Origin of the sequence: Gelidibacter sp. (assembly GCF_039916245.1) — a bacterium.
Lineage (GTDB): Bacteria > Bacteroidota > Bacteroidia > Flavobacteriales > Flavobacteriaceae > Gelidibacter.
In genome coordinates, this window is the sequence record NZ_JBDSLS010000173.1 from 35,568 (window position 1) to 52,145 (window position 16,578).

The window sequence follows — 16,578 nt, forward strand, 5'->3', positions numbered from 1 at the left end:
GGTATTATCCAATAAGTTTAGTTAATAGTATTGATTAGATCAATATATTCTTTTAGAATGTTGTTCTTATCAAAGTCTTTTATACGACTTTGACCATTTATTCGGCAGATTTCTTTATAATTTTTATTATTTACAAAATAACGAATACCCTTAGCCATTAAATTAACATTTTTAATAGGTACTAAAATTCCGTAATCCGTTATCATTAAATCATCTTTTGTTGTTGTAAGTTCCATAATTTCACTTGGACCAGACTGACAATTCGTTGTTAAAATCGGTAACCCACAAGCCATAGCTTCTAACAAAACATTTGGAAATCCTTCATGGTTAGATCCAAAGATAAATAAATCGGCAGCTTTAAGGTATTGGTAAGGATTGGCATCAAATCCCATTAAGAAAACCTGTGCGTTTAGATTGAGTTGATCTATAAGATGCTCTAGATGTTCTTGCATATTTCCAACACCGAAAATATATAATCGCAGGTCATCGTTGTGCAATTGATGTAAAGCTCTAATTAACAATTCATGATTTTTACCTATATCTAATCGACCTAGTGTAATAATATTGATTTTGTTAGAATCAAAAAAAAATCGAATTGCATTTACTTTTTTAATATTATCCAAATCAATTGGATTATGTATAACCTTCATTTTCTTGGAGGGTACTTCAAAATTATCTAATAAATCCTTGGCATTTCCGTAAGAATTTGCGATAACTAAGTCTGATTTTTTATAAAGTGACTTAATCATAGTTTTGTTAAAGGTAGATTGTAGGCCTTCATAACTATATTGTAGGCTTGGGAATGCTCTTTCATTGGTTATAACGATAAATTTGTAAAATGTCAATTTATTTGCAATAATGTTAATGAACGAAGGTCTAGTTAAAAAACTTAAACTATGGGTTATTTTTAGACTTTTCACCAACTTTGCGTATTTAAAAGCTAGCATTGGAATTTTTATAGTTTTTAAAATGCCACTTTCATCATGTTTTGACTTCTCAATATAATGAACTTTTAATCCTTTTGGTAACTCGTATTTAATATTAATATTCATTAATACTAAATGAACTTCAATATTATTTTTATCACAATAGGAGGCAAGGTATGAGACCATGCGTTCTGCTCCTCCACCAGATAATGAATATATTAAAACAGCAAGTCTCATTTGTTTAATTTTTCATAATGTTTATAAACAACTTTTCGTATTGCCTAATAATTGTTTCCTTATTAAACTTTTCATAAACAGAGTTTCTTATTTTTTCAGGATTCCATTCTCTTGTTTCTTTGAGTTTTTCTAGAAAATCGTCTTCATTTTCAACTAAAAAACCATTCACCCCTTCTATAATGATTTCTTTTGTGCCTCCAGGCACGTTGAAAGCTATAACAGGTGTTCCAACAACGCAACTTTCTAATAATGCGTTAGGAAACCCTTCAACATATGAACCTTGTAAAAACATATCGTGCTCCGCAATGTAGTCATTAACTTTGTTTGTAAAGGGAACATGAATTATGCAGTCGTAAATCCCCAAGGATTTCGCTTTTGCAAAGACCTCATCTTTAAGGCTTCCATCTCCAATAATTGTATAATTGAATTGTTGGTTTAGTTTAGATAGAATTTCTAAAATTCGGAAATGTCCCTTTACCTCTGTAAGCCTTCCAACTGTAATAAACTTTTTGATTTCCGTAAAAGGTTTTGCTGGTTTTATTTTGGGTAAGCTAGAAATAGGATTGTTTATAACGTGAATCTGGGTTTTAGGAATGTTAAAATTATTAATAATATCTTCAGCCATGTCTTGAGATTGACAAATTAAAGCATCTAGATTTTTAAACTGATTAGGTAAAAGGCGAAAAGGAGACCATTTTCTTATTTTTTTTTCGTTAGAACGTTTGCTTAACACAGTTGATTCTCTTCCTATAAATTTCGTTTTTCTAAAAAATGGTGAGAGCATAGCCATTGCTGTATTTAGGTGCGAAATGGAACTCACAACTATATGTGGCTGATGGATATTGATATTATTATAAATAAATGGTAAGGCAGTTAAAATTCTCGATTTATTTAAATATATAACTTCAATATCATTAATATCGTAAACATTATCTTTTTTAAAGCCAACTATAATTAAAGTTGGGTTAAATTTCTCTTTATCAATATTTTGTGAAATAAATGAAATTATGCGTTCTGAACCCCCAGCCATAAGTGATGGAAGTATAAATATTATTTTTATTCTAAATTGACTTTTCACTAACCTGTTTTATTTATTACTAAAGTGTTTTAAACCTGTAGCCCATCATGTTCTTGACCATGTAATTACCATTTCAAAAAGTAAATTTAATGTTTAAATACCTTATCCATTGATTAGCTATTAGAGATTAAAAAACTATAGGCGAAAACATATTAAATAAAAAACATTTAATGTTAAAATTTTTATGCTCATGTTTTTCTGATAAGTTTTAATTGTAAAGATGTGTTTTCAATAGTGAAATTTAAAAATTATTCTTTGAATTGCAATTTTATCATATTAAACAGTCTATAAAACAATTTAATGATGATATTTTTTATCATTGTTGTCCGATAAAAAAGGAGCCATTAAAATGGCTCCTTGAATAATAACGTAAATTAGAGTTGCAAAATTCTAGAATACGATAAGTAAAAGTACTTATTTTTCAAGTAAACCTGTTTTCGGACAGCTGATTTTTTTGATAGAAGATTCTTTGATAAAAAAAGAGGTAAAAAAATGTGATTCAGATCGCTTCATCAAGCGATTTACCACAAAAGACCATTTAATAAGTATGCTTTTTTGTTCGCTTTCAAAGTTTACATCATTTAGTGAAATTTCTTGGGGCTATGCTGGTTTTATCAGTTACAACAAGTATTTAAATTATATCTCTAAAAGGAGTGCTTTATCTTATGCGAATAAAAGAAAGGATGTTTAGGTTTTTGAAAAACATTTATCATCAATTACTAAAGTAATATGGTGATATATTTCGGACATGCGCATTACAGATATTATAAATATACATATCAAAATTTTTGACAGTTCAACAATTAGCCTTCAAAGATATTATGGGTTGTGTTGGCATAAATCCAAAAAGTGGAAAAAGAAAAGGAGGGATTTATATTGCATACAGTTATTAACAGATGGAGTGGTATTGAGTTTGGTTCAGGGAAGCTAAAATATATTAAATTAATTTTTTAGAGAAACTAAAATGCGATGAGAACACCACTTATATTTTTTACAAAGGATTACAAGGCTTTTGGGTATTTTACAGTGCAAAATACAGGATATATAACCCGAATAAAAGACAACGCTTCATATTGTAGGTAATTTAAAATAGTGTTTTAGAAGATGAAATCATTGAAATAGATGTAAAAAATGGCAAAGAAACGTCAAAATTAAGATTGAGGAAAGTGACATTCTATGACCAGTCAAACAAACTAGAATTTGAGTTTTTAACGAATTTGTTTGAATTTACGTGCCGATATGATCGCGGCTCTGTACAAAATAAGATGGCAAATCGATCTATTGTGCAAAACAACTAAAACAGAACTTTCCTTTGAAATTTTTCTTGGGAGATAATGAAAATGCAATTAAAATACAGATTTATGGTGTTTTGGTAGTTAATCTACTATTGGCCGTGGTAAAACAGAAATTAAAACGAAGTTGGGAATTTTCAAATTTGGTCAGCTTCTGTAAAATCCATCTTTTCAATCATCAATTTGATGAAATTTCTGAAAACCCAGAAAAGAATTGGATAATTGACAAAGTGGAAACAGAACAACTAGCATTTAATTTATGACCTGTTTTTTGAAAACTTAAAAAGAATAAGTCAAAGTGTTGAAAATCATTTAAATGAAAAGGAACTCAGACAGTTTTGATTTTTATCGGACATTAATGATTTCATTATAAAAATAAGATATCATTCCACTAATCAAGAATTTTTAAATCTTCATAATATAAAACAGCAAAACACATGACTCCTATTTAAAACTTGCTACTTTTACGTCTAGTTGTTAATTAATTATAGTTTTAATAAAATCTAATATGTAATTTTAATAACTAGCAGATTTCATAGTTTCTAATTAATATATGTCTAGAGTATCTAAGTCCTTAAAAAATGCTAAGGTTGGGGCAATCTTTTTCCTTGTCTCAGTTTTTGTCCAATTTTTCTCAAGAAAAATATTCTTAGAATTTTTGGGTAATGAATTTATTGGACTTGCCTCTACACTAAGGAGTGTATTGGGTTTTTTAAATTTAGCTGAATTAGGAATTGGTACTGCCATCGGCTATGCTCTTTATAAACCTATTTATGATAATAATCACTCAGAAATAAATAAGATCATAGCGCTTCTAAGTGTTCTATATAAAAAAATCGGAGTTTTTATTTTTGGAGCTGGTGTAATTGTTTCTTTTTTCTTTCCTTACTTTTTTGGTGATACTCAATTTTCATTGACATTAATATATTTTATTTTTTTCTCCTTTTTAACTTCAACATTGATAGGGTATTTCTTCAACTATCACATTACACTATTAGAGGCTGATCAGAAAGGATATGTTGTACAGGTATATTTTCAAAGTATTAACGTTGCCAGACTTCTTTTACAATCCCTTATAGCATATTATGTGCAAAGTTATTATGCTTGGGTAATTATGGAATTAACTTTCGCAATTGCATTGAGTATTATTCTTAGAAAAAAAATAAAAGATCATTATCCCTGGTTAATAATAGTTTCAAAAGAAAGAAATGGTCTAATTGAAAAATATCCAGAGATCATTAAAAAGACTAGACAACTATTTGTGCACAAAATGGGCTCATTTGTAAAAGACGGAACCGATAATGTTTTAATATATACATTAGTTAATATACAGAGTGTGGCATTTTTTGGAAATTACCAGCTTATTTTTATGAATCTCCGAAGTTTAATTAATACTGTTTTTGCAGGTACTGGAGCTGGTATTGGAAATTTGGTTGCTGAGAATAATAAAAAGAATATTGATAAAGTTTTCTGGGAAATGATGGCAATACAGTTTTTTATAGCAGGGTTTTTCAGTCTTGCTATTTATTATCTTATCAGTCCGTTTGTTACCTTATGGATTGGAGAAGAATATATTCTCCAAGACTCCATTGTCCTTCTAATGATTGGTAACTTATTTATTAGTTTGATAAAATCGCCCGTTCAACATTTTATGAATGCTTATGGTTTGTTTTCTGATACCTGGGCACCAACTTTCGAAGTTATATTTAATCTAGCAATTTCTCTTATTTTTGGAAAACTCTGGGGTATTTCAGGAATTCTATTAGGAACTTTCTCTAGTTTAATTGTAATTGCTATGATATGGAAACCTTATTTTTTATATTCTAGAGGTTTCAAAATGAGTATATGGAACTATTGGAAAGGATTTATTCCGTTATTTGTAGTTTTTATAATTTCGGCCTTGATTATCAATTTTCTATATAACAATTTTTTGCGTCATGAAAATTTAAGCTTTTTCACATGGTTGTTGAGTTCAATTAAGCTTAGTGCTATTATTATTATTATGTATGGATTATTATTGTTTATTATTTCACAAGGGTTTAGAGATTTTTTTAATAGATTACTTACCTTAATTCAAAATAGGATAAAATAAATCAAGAGTTTTCATTATAAAAAATTAGATTGAAATATGCATAAAAAAAAAATAGCGTTTGTCATCGGATCACTTTCTTCTGGAGGAGCTGAACGTGTTATATCAAATCTTAGTAATGGATTAATTGATAGGTTTGATATCGTCATTATTACCTTTGTAAACTCTAAACCTTTCTATTCTTTAGATGATCGTATAAAAGTTTTATCGTGTCTCAAATTTATTAATCAGTCCACATCAACCTATCAATCTATAAAATTAAATTATATTTTAACAAAAAAGATATATCATATAATAAAAGCAGAACAAGTTAATATAGTTATAGGATTTATAACTTCAGCTAATATTTTATCCACTATTGCTGCTAAAATGTATGGCATCCCTTGCATTATAAGTGAACGTAATAACCCAATACATAATGATCTTTCATCTTTTTGGGTAATTCTTAAAAATTTTATTTATCCTTTGGCTGATAGGATAGTACTGCAGACTCAGGGCGTAAAAAAGATTTTTGAAAAAAAAATAAAAGCAGATAAACTAATTATTTTACCAAATCCAATTTCATTAGAATTAACTAATAAAAGAGATGAAAGCACAAAAAAGGAAAATTTGATAATCACGGTCGGAACATTAAATGAAAATAAAAACCAAAAAGATATAATTGCGGCTTTCGCTTCGATAGATATTGAAAATTGGAAGTTAATTATAATTGGAGATGGTAATAAAAAAGAGGAGCTAAATGACCTTATTCAAGTCGCTAATTTAAAAGATGGAGTTGAAATTATTTCGAAAGTTAAAGATATTTATAAATATTACAATAAAGCTTCAATCTTTATATTCACTTCTAAAACAGAAGGTTTTCCTAATGCTTTATTAGAGGCGATGCACTTCGGTTTACCTTGTATATCTACAGATTGTGATTTCGGACCATCGGAGTTGATTGATGATGGTATAAATGGTTATTTAGTACCTATCAACAATTATGTAATTTTAAGAGAAAAATTAACACAACTTATGAAAAATGAGGTATTACGAGGTGAGTTTTCAAAGAAAGCTAAATCGAGCACTGATAACTTTCAGAGTACAGAAGTTATGGCAAAATGGGAAGATTTAATAAATTCTCTTATTTAATAAATCAATGCAGTAGAAAAAAATATTAATCTTTTAAATTATTCACATGAAGATTTTTAGAATATTGTTGTTATCATTAATAATGTGGAATTTACCCTCAGTAGTGCTTTTCACAATCGGCCCTACCTTAGGCGGTTTACTCAGTTATGCCACAGTTGTATTATTATTGATTTACTATTTTTTTGAAATGAAGACAACCCCCAATTGGTGGATAATAATAATAGGTTTGTTGTACTTTACTATTTCTAGTTTTCAATATTATCAAGAAACAAGTCGTTATGTGAACGAAATATTAAGGTATTTCGTTTTTGTCATAGCAGGTTACGAACTTGTTAAAAAAGTTAGTAAAGAACAATTATTTTTTTTTCTGTTATTAGGTTCATTAAGCATAGCTTTTGAGACGATTGTCTTCCCTGTTAGACAAGGTAGATATTCTGGATTCTATCTTAATCCCAATGTGGCAGGTTTTATTTGTGTTTATGGCTATGCATTAACATACGGACTAAAAAACCAGTCTTTAAAGCTTTTTAGTCAATTCACCTTCACCTTAATGGGCTTATTGACATTCTCAAGAACATTTATTGTAATATGGGTAATGTTAAATTTAATATCACTAAAAATTAGTATTAAGAACATTAAAATTCTTGGAGTAGGATTTTTAATATTTTCTTCATTATTATTGATAGATTCATTGGTTGGCTTACAAAATCCTCGTTTTAATCAATTAATAGGCATTTTGACTAATGAATCGGTGTCTAGTAAAGAGATTACTAATGATTCTCGTACAGAAACATGGGCATTATTTTATGATAAAATATATGAATCACCTATTTTCGGACATGGATATGGGGCATTTTCAGGAAAAACAGGAAGCTTAGGTGTGCATAATACTTATTTAATGATTTTAGGAGAGTCCGGAATTATCCCCTTTTTATTATTTCTAGCCTATTTTATATATTTATTCTACTGGAGTGTTCGTTTTTTTAAAGAATCCCCATATTTAATTATGCAAACAATTGCCTTGGCCTTATTCTTACTGGCTAATCATAATTTTTTCTTTTTTCATTATATTTTATTTGCGGCTATGTGGGTTCAATATCAAATAGTTGACCAAAAAAAAATAGCCGAATACAATCAGAATAAAAAATGATATGATCATAATCTACCATTTATTGTAATATCTCACAAGAAAATATTTTAAGAGAGATAAATAATAGTCAGTTTTCTATTTAAATCGATGCTGTCCGATAAAAATCTAAGGTAAAAAATAAGTCCGTTATTTTTATGAATTAGGCTCTTGTAATCAAAACAGAACTTCTAAGGGTCGAAATTGCTTAGCTATTGTAAGTTTTTGTTAGTGATTTCTTCCCATTTAGAATCTGGGTTTTGAAACTTAAATAGGTCGAAATACGTCATCGGGTGGTGTTTTATTAAGCACATCATATTGGATTACGCCCAACTTCTATGTACTTTTCTCGGATGATAAGCATAATAAGCTGGATGAGCAAACTGTCCCAGATCTATATCTCGATTGCATTTTGATTATCGCCCAAAAAGCATTTGAGAGGGAAGGATGTTGCTAATGAGCGTTATTGTTGATGAAACGACTATTTTAAGGTCTTTTATGGCGGGCTCTCTTTTCCTGCTGTGCGATAAAAACAGGTAATAGTCTTATAGAGGCCTCCGTAAATATCAGCAAAGACTGCTGAGCTCCTTCGTTTATTGGCATCCGACAATGTACTGCGTTTTGGAAAGTCCTTTAAACCCAAATGGTTGATCTTCCCTTCGAAGGCCAGCATGCCAATGACCTCGCGAAGTGAGCTACAGCCAAATATGACGGCGAATATCAATGTGACCAAATGGTCATAGGTCGTAAACTGCTTGGTGTACAGGTCGCAATTTCGTTTCTTTGATGTCCATTGAATATATTTGGAGTCAAGGAAGTATAATACTAGTTTGATAATAGTTGTCCGCTGAAATTATTCTTTTGTTCATATCTCAAGTTGTGGTAAAAACTAAGATATAAATAAAGCGGGAAATCCTTTATTGGAAATCCCGCTTTTAAAAATGTTTGTCGGATACTAATGGCTTTTTATCTATAATTTATAAATTTTATGTATTTAATTTTATTGTTTTTTATAAAGGACTTTAGCCTTAAGTTTTACAATTCTAATTTTGTAGCTATTTTCTTTAAGGTGTTAAAATTATTCTATCGACATCCAAAATCCGTAATATGGCGTATATAGAATTCGTTTCGGCGATTAAACACATTATTTTTTGTTAAAAGTGTAATTTACTTTTATTAATTATGATTTTTATTTAATATTTTGAAATGTTTAGATCATAACGATATTATTATTGAAACCAAATTAGAATAATTCATCAGTTATGAAATCCACAAAAGACCTAACAACTCACTTATTTAGCACAACAACTGTATGGTTACTTTTTTTGTTTGGCCTCCTATCGCAATACTCTAATTGTCAGCAATTAGCATTTCCAACGGCCACTGGAGCAGGTGCTTATGCAACAGGAGGTCGTGGTGGCTCCGTTTCAATTGTTACCAACCTTAATGACAGTGGATCTGGAAGCTTAAGAAGTTTTGCAAACGTTTCTAACACAACCATTTTATTTAATATCTCTGGAATTATAAAATTAAAACGACCACTTTACTTCTATGGCAATAATGTTACTATAGCAGGACAAACAGCTCCTGATGGAGGAATCACTATTGAAGGTGCAAGAGTTCTATTTGATAAAAATAAAAATTTAATTTGTAGATATATTAGATTTAGAGGAGGTTACTATGAAGAATATGACACGGTTGAAGGTTTTGATCTTGTTGATGTGATTTTTGACCACTGTTCAATTTCTTTCGGTGCAGATGAAGCGTTTTCTTCAAGTGTTGGCAAATCGTCAACTATTGGTAGAGGATTAACAATACAAAATTGTTTGATAGCAGAGAGTAAAACTGGAGGAATTATGAGAGGGGATGACAAACCTGGAAATTTAGGTGGAATCTCAATGATTGGAAATGTATTTTATAATATTACACATAGATTTCCCAACCTTAGAGGTGACTTAAGATTTGATATTATTAACAATTATATTCATAATGCTAAGTGGAGACTTATTAGAGGTGTGGGGGGGTATAAACTTAATCAGTTAGGGAATTTTTATGATTATGGGAATAGTAAGGAGACGTTAGTATGGGACTCAACAATGAATATGCATACCTGTTCGAATGGTGGTTCGAACCCATTAATTTATGCAAAAGGAAATAATATAACAGGTGTTCAAGTTTTAAGTTATGCCAATCCTGTAACAAGCTCAATTAAAGAAGTGAATTCTGAAAATTCTTTATCATGGAAATATTATTCTAATAATTCATATTGTGGGTATGGTAAAAAAAACAAGGGAGATCAATTAGAAAAAATTTTTTTCAAAACTACGCAATACTCATTAAATGGAAAAGCATCTATAATTCATAAGGCAACAGATTTGAAAAACATTATTGTTCCAAACGTTGGAGCAAGTAAAAGATTAAACGCTGATGGCTCAATTAGTGATAGCAACGATGTTTTGGATTCTCAATGGAAAAAGAACATATTGGAAGGGAAATATGTAGCTAATATGGATAGACGAAAGTATTCAACTCCTGCTATAAAATCATTGGAAAGACCCAAAGGTTATGATTCCGATAATGATGGTATGCCAGACGAATGGGAACTATTAAGATTCAATACTCTAAAGCATGATGGTAAAATTGATTCAAATGGAAACGGATACACGGATTTGGAAGAATTTTTAAATCAAGTTGACTTAGTTGGCGGTAAAAGCGTCACAGTAAAAGAAATTAAAATTTCTCCAAATAAATCAGAACTTCAAGTGAACAAAACTCTTCAGTTAACAAAAACATTTAATCCTGAAAATACCACTAATCAAATAGGTATGTGGAGCTCTAGCAACGATAAGATCACTAAAATAAACTCAGGTGGACTTATATCGTCTCTATCAGAGGGTAAAGTAATATTATCCTTTAAAAGCTCGGATGGAGGCATTGAAGGTAAATCTGAAATAACCGTTTTAAAGGAGGTTATCAACGTGAACGCAGGTCCTGATCAAACTATATATTTAGGCGAAGGCACAACCTTAACGGCAACAGGAGGATCCACTTACCATTGGAATACTGGAGCTAAGACAGCAAATATTAATATAGCTCCGAGTACGTCCAGAACTTATACTGTAACTGCCTATGATAGTAAAGGGAAGATTTCTGGTGAGGCACAGGTTTATGTCAAGGTTATTAATAAATCAAAAGCACCAGCCAGAGGGATCCAAAATTTGGATATTTGTAACAATTTAAATGTTACTTTATCGGTATCTACTAGGGATGTTGCTGATAATTATATTGATAATCAATTCGATATGCTTGAGGGGGAATTTATAACCTTAATTGCTGATGGAGCAAATATCTATAAATGGAGTAATGGCGAAACTGGGTCTAGCATCACTGTGAGCCCAAAGGAAACTACAATATTTCAAGTTATAGGGTATGAAGACAATTGCACTTCTGAAAAATCAGTTACAGTAAATGTCTATGAAAAAATTATTGCAGATGTTGGTAAGGATGTAACGATTTGCAACAACGAGAATTTTGTTTTAACTGCAAAAGGAACAGAAGACTTTAGGTATTTGTGGAGCACTGGGGAGATAAATAAAAGCATTATTGTCAACCCAAAGATAGATACTGAATATTCAGTTATTTTATATCATGCATTAGACTCTGATATAGATAATGTGATGGTATATGTTGGGAACTACGAAGGCAAAAAAGAGAACCAAGACTTGAAAAATCATTTAGGAAATGGATTTTATATTCATCCAAACCCGACTCATGGCGAGCTTCATATTAATATTTCTGGTTTGACTGGTTTATCAAGTTTACATTTATATGATCTGAATGGTAAATCGATATATAGTGAGATCATTAAGCAGAGTGATAAGCATAGTTATTTTAAAATACTCGATTTATCTGATTATGAATCAGGGATTTATTTATTAAAATTAATAGATAACCAAAAAGTGATAACAAAAAAAGTAGTGTTGAAGTAAAAATCTTTAAAATTTTGAATTGATTTACACTCAAAATGCCTGTATTTCAAAATTTATGAATTTAATAATCATTAGTGTCCGATAAACATTTTTAAAAGCGGGATTTCCAATAAGGATTTCCCGCTTTATTTATATCTTGGTTTTTACCACAAAACTTCAGATATGAACAAAAGTAAAAATTTCAGCGGACAACCCATTATCAAACAGGTTTTAAACTTCCTTGACACCAAAGATATTTATCGGACAGCAAAGAAGCACAATAGCGACAGGTATACCAAGAGTTTCACGACCTATGACCACTTGGTTACGATGATTTTCGCCGTTATCAGCGGCTGTAGCTCACTCCGCGAGGGTCACCAGCATAATGCTCGCCTGCGAGGGGAAGATCAACCATTTGGAGCTAAGGGACTTTCCAAAGCGCAGCACATTGTCGGATGCCAACAAGCGAAGGAGCTCAGAAGTCTTTGCGGATATTTACGCAGGCCTCTATAAACGATATCGCCAGTTTTTATCGGGCAGCAGGATCAGGGAACCCGCCATAAAAGATCTTAAAATAGTCGATTCATCAACAATAGCGCTCTTTAGCGATATCCTGAGAGGTGTTGGTCGAAATCCGCTCAACGGCAAAAAGAAAGGTGGTATAAAGATGCACACAATGATCAATGTGATTGAATATGTTCCCTGTTTGATAAAGTTTTCAAGTGCTGCAACGCACGATCACATATTTTTGAAGGAACTCGATCTGAAAAAAGGCTCTTTTGTTGTATTTGATAAAGGTTATGTGGATTACGAACAATACCAGCAATGGTCATTGGATGGCATCTACTTTGTGACCAGGCAAAAGAGCAATGCACGCTATTCAAGTCTTGAAGAGTTTGACATACCCTACAGCGTAGATGCTGCTGTACTGAAGGATGAAAAAATAACCCTTACCGATAAAGATGATGACCATGAGGGACAAGATATTGCTCAGAAAACGCTCGGTGATAGAGACTGTAGGCTTCCCTATTTTAGGACACCTTAAAATTCGACAAATAATTATTGTTAAGGCCAGATTTGATGAAGAATTTGAATTCTTCATCAAATCTGGGCAAAAATTCTTTAGGGGATTTGTTTCCCAAAGATTTATGAGGATGATTAAAATTATAGTCTTCTCTCCAGTTATCGCTTAATTTTTGAAGTTGATAAATGTCATTAAAATAATAGGCGTCCAATATATCTTCTCTAAAGAATCGGTTAAACCTTTCTATGTATCCGTTTTGCATTGGCTTACCTGGCTGAGTGTACTTGATTTCAATATGGTTTTTGGTACACCAGTTCATAAATGCTTTTGATGTAAACTCTGGTCCATTATCGCATCTGACATATTTTGGTGTTCCTATTTCTTCTTTAAGGTTCTCAAGTGTTTCAACTACCGCTCTGGCTGGGTATGATAATCCAGCATCGATAACAACAGCTTCACGGTTACAGTCGTCTATTACGTTGAATACACGGACTTTTCTTCCATCTGTAAGTACATCGCTCATAAAGTCCATGCTCCAGCACTCATTCAAACCTGATGGTGTTTCCAGAGGTTGCTTTACGCGCTTGATCAAACGTTTTTTGTGTTTACGCCTGAGTTTTAGATTCATATCGCGATACACTCGTAATACGCGCTTTCTGTTCCATATTAGGCCTTCACGACGCATTTTGAGATGATACTCATCAAAACCTCTTGTGGGATATGCTTCGGCCAGCTCAGTCAGTTTATCAATAACTTCGCTGTCATCTCGTTTACTCTGATAGTACCACATTGATCTACTGAGGTCAACAATATGGCATGCTCGAACAATGGGAATCGAATATTCCTTAATGAGATAGGTGGCACGAACTTTTTTGTCGGAAGGCCTTAAAACTTTTTTGACAATAGATCTTTTAGCATCTTATTGTCCAGGCTAACATCGGCATACATCTGTTTCAGCCTATTATTCTCATTTTCAAGCTCTTTTAAACGCTTGAGTTCCTGCTGGTCCATACCTCCATATTTCTTGCGCCAATAATAGAATGTGCTCTTATCAACACCCAATTCTCTTGATATATCACCAACAGATCTACCTTGTTGATTCTCCTTGAGAGCGTTTATTATCTGGCTCTCGCTAAACTTGCTTGTTTTCATTGTGACAGTTTGAATTTAAAATTAGTAAATTCGAATTAATAACTGTCCTATTTTTGGGGAAGCCTACATTAAAAACAATCTCATCTATCCAGACGATCCAATTTTCCAATGGACAACTTCAATATTTAGTAACTTCCTAATTATGATATAAACGCTAAAATGTAGTTGTTTTCTCTAAAGTGTTAAACTTATTTACTTAAACATCTGCCTATTGTATTTTGACGTATATAGAGTACGCTTTGTCGTTTACGTGATCAAAATGTAGTTTTTTTCTGTCAATTAGATATCTAATATCGAATAATAACGCATTTCATGTTTATTTGTTTATTTTATTAATTACATTTAAATAGTCGAATTAGTTCGATTTAAATTCTGAAATCCCCAAATTAGAATAATTCAAAATTATGAAATCCCTAAAGAGCCGTACAAGTTACATTTGTAACACAATATCATTGTGTTTGTTTTTTTTATTTTTTTTTCTATCACAAAACTCCAATTCTCAGCAATTAGCATTTCCAACTGCTAGCGGTGCGGGGGCTTTTTCCGTCGGTGGTCGTGGAGGATCAGTTTCATTTGTGACGACCCTTAGCGACAGTGGTCCTGGAAGTTTACGAAGCTTTGCAAACACCTCAAACACGACTATTATATTTAATATATCTGGAATTATAAACTTGAAATCTGCACTTGTATTTAAAGGAAACAATGTCACGATAGCAGGGCAGACAGCTCCGATAGGTGGGATAACCATTGAAGGAAATAGAGTTTATTTTGAAAAAAACACAAACATAATCTGTAGGTATGTAAGATTTAGAGGTGGTTATAATGTAGACAATGATTCCCTAGGTACCTATGCTTTAAAAAATGCAATATTCGATCATTGCTCTATTTCGTGGGGTGGTGATGAAGCTTTTTCTTTAACTGCTTATACTGCTAAAGATTTTGGTAAGAATATGACAGTTCAAAATTGTCTAATGGCAGAAAGTAAAACGGGAAGTCTTTTAGGTGATATAAATTATCCTGACCAATTTGGAGATGCTTCATTTTTGAATAATGTATATTATAATATAAGTCATAGATTCCCAAATGTTCAAGGTAATAGCAATTTTGATCTTATTAACAACTATATACATAATTGTAGTATAAGATTAACTAGAGGTAATAGCGGATTTAACCTTAACCAAATAGGTAATCTTTTTGATTTTGGAACTACAAAAGTTTGGGATAATCTATTGAATTTTTATGGGTGTGATTCATCTACCATTCTGCCTACCATATATACAAGTGGAAATAAAATAATTGGTATTGACGCTAATGGTAAAAAAAATCCAGTAACAAGTACAGTCGCTCAGATGAATTTAGATAATAAATTGATGTGGAGATACTTTTATGATAACAATAAATGTGGATTTGGATCAAAAGTTAGAGGAGACCAATTAGAGTCTACTTTTTTCACAAACAAAAAGCGACCATTATTAGGTAAAGAAATTACAATAAAAGATGTAAATGATTTAAAAAGTATGGTTGTACCAAATTCAGGTGCTAGTAAAAGGTTAAACGGTGACGGTTCGGAAAGTGACAACAATGATGTTCTAGATAGTATGTGGAAAAAAAACATTAAGGAAGGACAGTATATTTCTCCAATGAAACAAACAAGTTACTCAACGCCTGCAATAAATTCCGTTAAAAGAGCTAATAGTTATGACTCTGATAATGATGGTATGCCCGATGCATGGGAAATTGCCAATGGTCTTAATCCCAATGATGCCAGTGATCGAAATTCAGTTCAACCCGATGGATACACAAATCTTGAATATTATTTGAATGGGATGTCACTGCGTACAACATCTATATCTGCTAACGCGGGCCCTGATACTGACATTTGCAAAGGAACCAGCGCAACCCTCAGTGCCACCGGAGGTTCTTCCTACCTTTGGAGTACTGGAGCCAAGACCGCAAGTATCACTGTAAGCCCAAATCAAACGACAACATTCACCGTTACGGCCTTTGACCGCACAGGAAAAAATTCTGCTAAAGATGATGTTACCGTTAAGGTCAATCCAATTCCAGCAGTGAGTGCCGGAAAAGACGTTACTATAAATTTAGGAGAGAGCGCCACATTAACTGCCTCGGGAGTTAAAAACTATAAATGGAACACTGGGGACAACACTGCGAGCATTAAAGTGAGTCCTAAAACAACCACGACCTATAGTGTTCAGGGAAAGAATGATAATGATTGTGAGGGTACAGCTACTGTAAAAGTTATTGTAATTAATTCTTCAAAAGTGACCGTAGATGCCAATGCTGGCGAGGACCAGAGCATTTGCCAAGGCAACAGCGCAAGGCTTACAGCCACTGGAGGTTCTACTTATCTTTGGAGTAACGGAGCTAAAACAGCCAGTATCACCGTAAGCCCAAGTCAAACGAAAACATACACTGTTACGGCCTATGACAGCACAGGGAAAAATTCTGCTAAAGCTGAAGTTACAGTAAAAGTAAATCCTTTGCCAATAGTGAATGCGGGCAGCAATGTCACGATTAATTCAGGCGAAAGCACC

General features: G+C 32.1%; 12 protein-coding genes and 2 pseudogenes. 9 read left to right on the top strand and 5 right to left on the bottom strand.

The features are described from left to right. Positions 1-17 precede the first annotated feature (17 nt). Both ABIQ28_RS09360 and ABIQ28_RS09365 read right to left on the bottom strand, forming a co-directional pair. A complete protein-coding gene (locus ABIQ28_RS09360; RefSeq protein ID WP_348036623.1) occupies positions 18-1,163 on the bottom strand; it encodes a glycosyltransferase in 1,146 nt (381 codons plus the stop codon). A 4-nt stretch (positions 1,164-1,167) separates the two neighbouring features. Continuing rightward, a complete protein-coding gene (locus ABIQ28_RS09365) occupies positions 1,168-2,241 on the bottom strand; it encodes a glycosyltransferase (RefSeq protein ID WP_348036624.1) in 1,074 nt (357 codons plus the stop codon). Between the two features lie 400 nt (positions 2,242-2,641). On the opposite strand from ABIQ28_RS09365, the gene ABIQ28_RS09370 reads away from it, so the two are divergent. The 5 genes from ABIQ28_RS09370 (at position 2,642) to ABIQ28_RS09390 (ending at position 7,903) form a co-directional block, all read left to right on the top strand. After that, positions 2,642-2,932: a DUF4372 domain-containing protein gene (locus ABIQ28_RS09370; RefSeq protein ID WP_348036634.1), complete on the top strand. Its 291-nt coding sequence runs from the start codon at positions 2,642-2,644 to the stop codon at positions 2,930-2,932. 621 nt (positions 2,933-3,553) lie between these two features. Beyond that, positions 3,554-3,796, top strand: coding sequence for a hypothetical protein (locus tag ABIQ28_RS09375; RefSeq protein ID WP_348036625.1), 243 nt, complete (start codon positions 3,554-3,556; stop codon positions 3,794-3,796). A 290-nt stretch (positions 3,797-4,086) separates the two neighbouring features. Then, positions 4,087-5,625, top strand: coding sequence for a hypothetical protein (locus ABIQ28_RS09380; RefSeq protein ID WP_348036626.1), 1,539 nt, complete (start codon positions 4,087-4,089; stop codon positions 5,623-5,625). A gap of 36 nt (positions 5,626-5,661) precedes the next feature. Beyond that, entirely contained in the window at positions 5,662-6,753 is a 1,092-nt protein-coding gene (locus ABIQ28_RS09385) for a glycosyltransferase family 4 protein (protein ID WP_348036627.1), read from the top strand. Between the two features lie 46 nt (positions 6,754-6,799). Then, positions 6,800-7,903 carry an O-antigen ligase family protein gene (locus ABIQ28_RS09390; RefSeq protein WP_348036628.1) on the top strand — a complete coding sequence of 368 codons (1,104 nt, stop codon included), beginning with the start codon at positions 6,800-6,802 and terminating at the stop codon, positions 7,901-7,903. A 472-nt stretch (positions 7,904-8,375) separates the two neighbouring features. On the opposite strand, the gene ABIQ28_RS09395 is transcribed toward ABIQ28_RS09390, so the two are convergent. Beyond that, entirely contained in the window at positions 8,376-8,717 is a 342-nt protein-coding gene (locus ABIQ28_RS09395) for a DUF4372 domain-containing protein (protein ID WP_348036635.1), read from the bottom strand. A gap of 424 nt (positions 8,718-9,141) precedes the next feature. Between ABIQ28_RS09395 and ABIQ28_RS09400 the strand changes: the two genes are divergently transcribed. The 3 genes and pseudogenes from ABIQ28_RS09400 (at position 9,142) to ABIQ28_RS09410 (ending at position 12,892) form a co-directional block, all read left to right on the top strand. Further along, entirely contained in the window at positions 9,142-11,868 is a 2,727-nt protein-coding gene (locus tag ABIQ28_RS09400; protein WP_348036629.1) for a T9SS type A sorting domain-containing protein, read from the top strand. Positions 11,869-12,030: 162 nt separating this feature from the next. Further along, positions 12,031-12,159, top strand: a pseudogene (locus ABIQ28_RS09405) (DUF4372 domain-containing protein); the annotation flags it as partial. A gap of 73 nt (positions 12,160-12,232) precedes the next feature. After that, on the top strand, positions 12,233-12,892 hold the full coding sequence (locus tag ABIQ28_RS09410) for a transposase (RefSeq protein WP_348036630.1): 660 nt from the start codon (positions 12,233-12,235) through the stop codon (positions 12,890-12,892). Here the strand turns inward: ABIQ28_RS09410 and ABIQ28_RS09415 are convergent. Together ABIQ28_RS09415 and ABIQ28_RS09420 are read right to left on the bottom strand one after the other, a co-directional pair. After that, positions 12,879-13,775, bottom strand: a complete 897-nt coding sequence (locus tag ABIQ28_RS09415; protein ID WP_348036636.1) for an IS3 family transposase — start codon at positions 13,773-13,775, stop codon at positions 12,879-12,881. The two genes, ABIQ28_RS09410 and ABIQ28_RS09415, sit on opposite strands and share 14 nt — an antisense overlap. Beyond that, the gene (locus ABIQ28_RS09420; RefSeq protein ID WP_348036631.1) at positions 13,757-14,023 is read right to left on the bottom strand and encodes a transposase; all 267 of its coding nucleotides are present in this window, start codon (positions 14,021-14,023) and stop codon (positions 13,757-13,759) included. Before ABIQ28_RS09420 ends, ABIQ28_RS09415 begins: the two co-directional genes overlap by 19 nt. Positions 14,024-14,427: 404 nt before the next feature. Here ABIQ28_RS09420 and ABIQ28_RS09425 point away from each other — a divergent pair. Beyond that, positions 14,428-16,578, top strand: a pseudogene (locus ABIQ28_RS09425) (hypothetical protein); the annotation flags it as partial.

Bases quoted from the DNA above. Each gene is read 5' to 3' on its own strand.
- ABIQ28_RS09360 (WP_348036623.1), bottom strand. From the start codon at position 1,163: ATGAGACTTGCTGTTTTAATATATTCATTATCTGGTGGAGGAGCAGAA.
- ABIQ28_RS09380 (WP_348036626.1), top strand. From the start codon at position 4,087: ATGTCTAGAGTATCTAAGTCCTTAAAAAATGCTAAGGTTGGGGCAATC.
- ABIQ28_RS09385 (WP_348036627.1), top strand. From the start codon at position 5,662: ATGCATAAAAAAAAAATAGCGTTTGTCATCGGATCACTTTCTTCTGGA.
- ABIQ28_RS09390 (WP_348036628.1), top strand. From the start codon at position 6,800: ATGAAGATTTTTAGAATATTGTTGTTATCATTAATAATGTGGAATTTA.
- ABIQ28_RS09400 (WP_348036629.1), top strand. From the start codon at position 9,142: ATGAAATCCACAAAAGACCTAACAACTCACTTATTTAGCACAACAACT.
- ABIQ28_RS09410 (WP_348036630.1), top strand. From the start codon at position 12,233: ATGCTCGCCTGCGAGGGGAAGATCAACCATTTGGAGCTAAGGGACTTT.
- ABIQ28_RS09420 (WP_348036631.1), bottom strand. From the start codon at position 14,023: ATGAAAACAAGCAAGTTTAGCGAGAGCCAGATAATAAACGCTCTCAAG.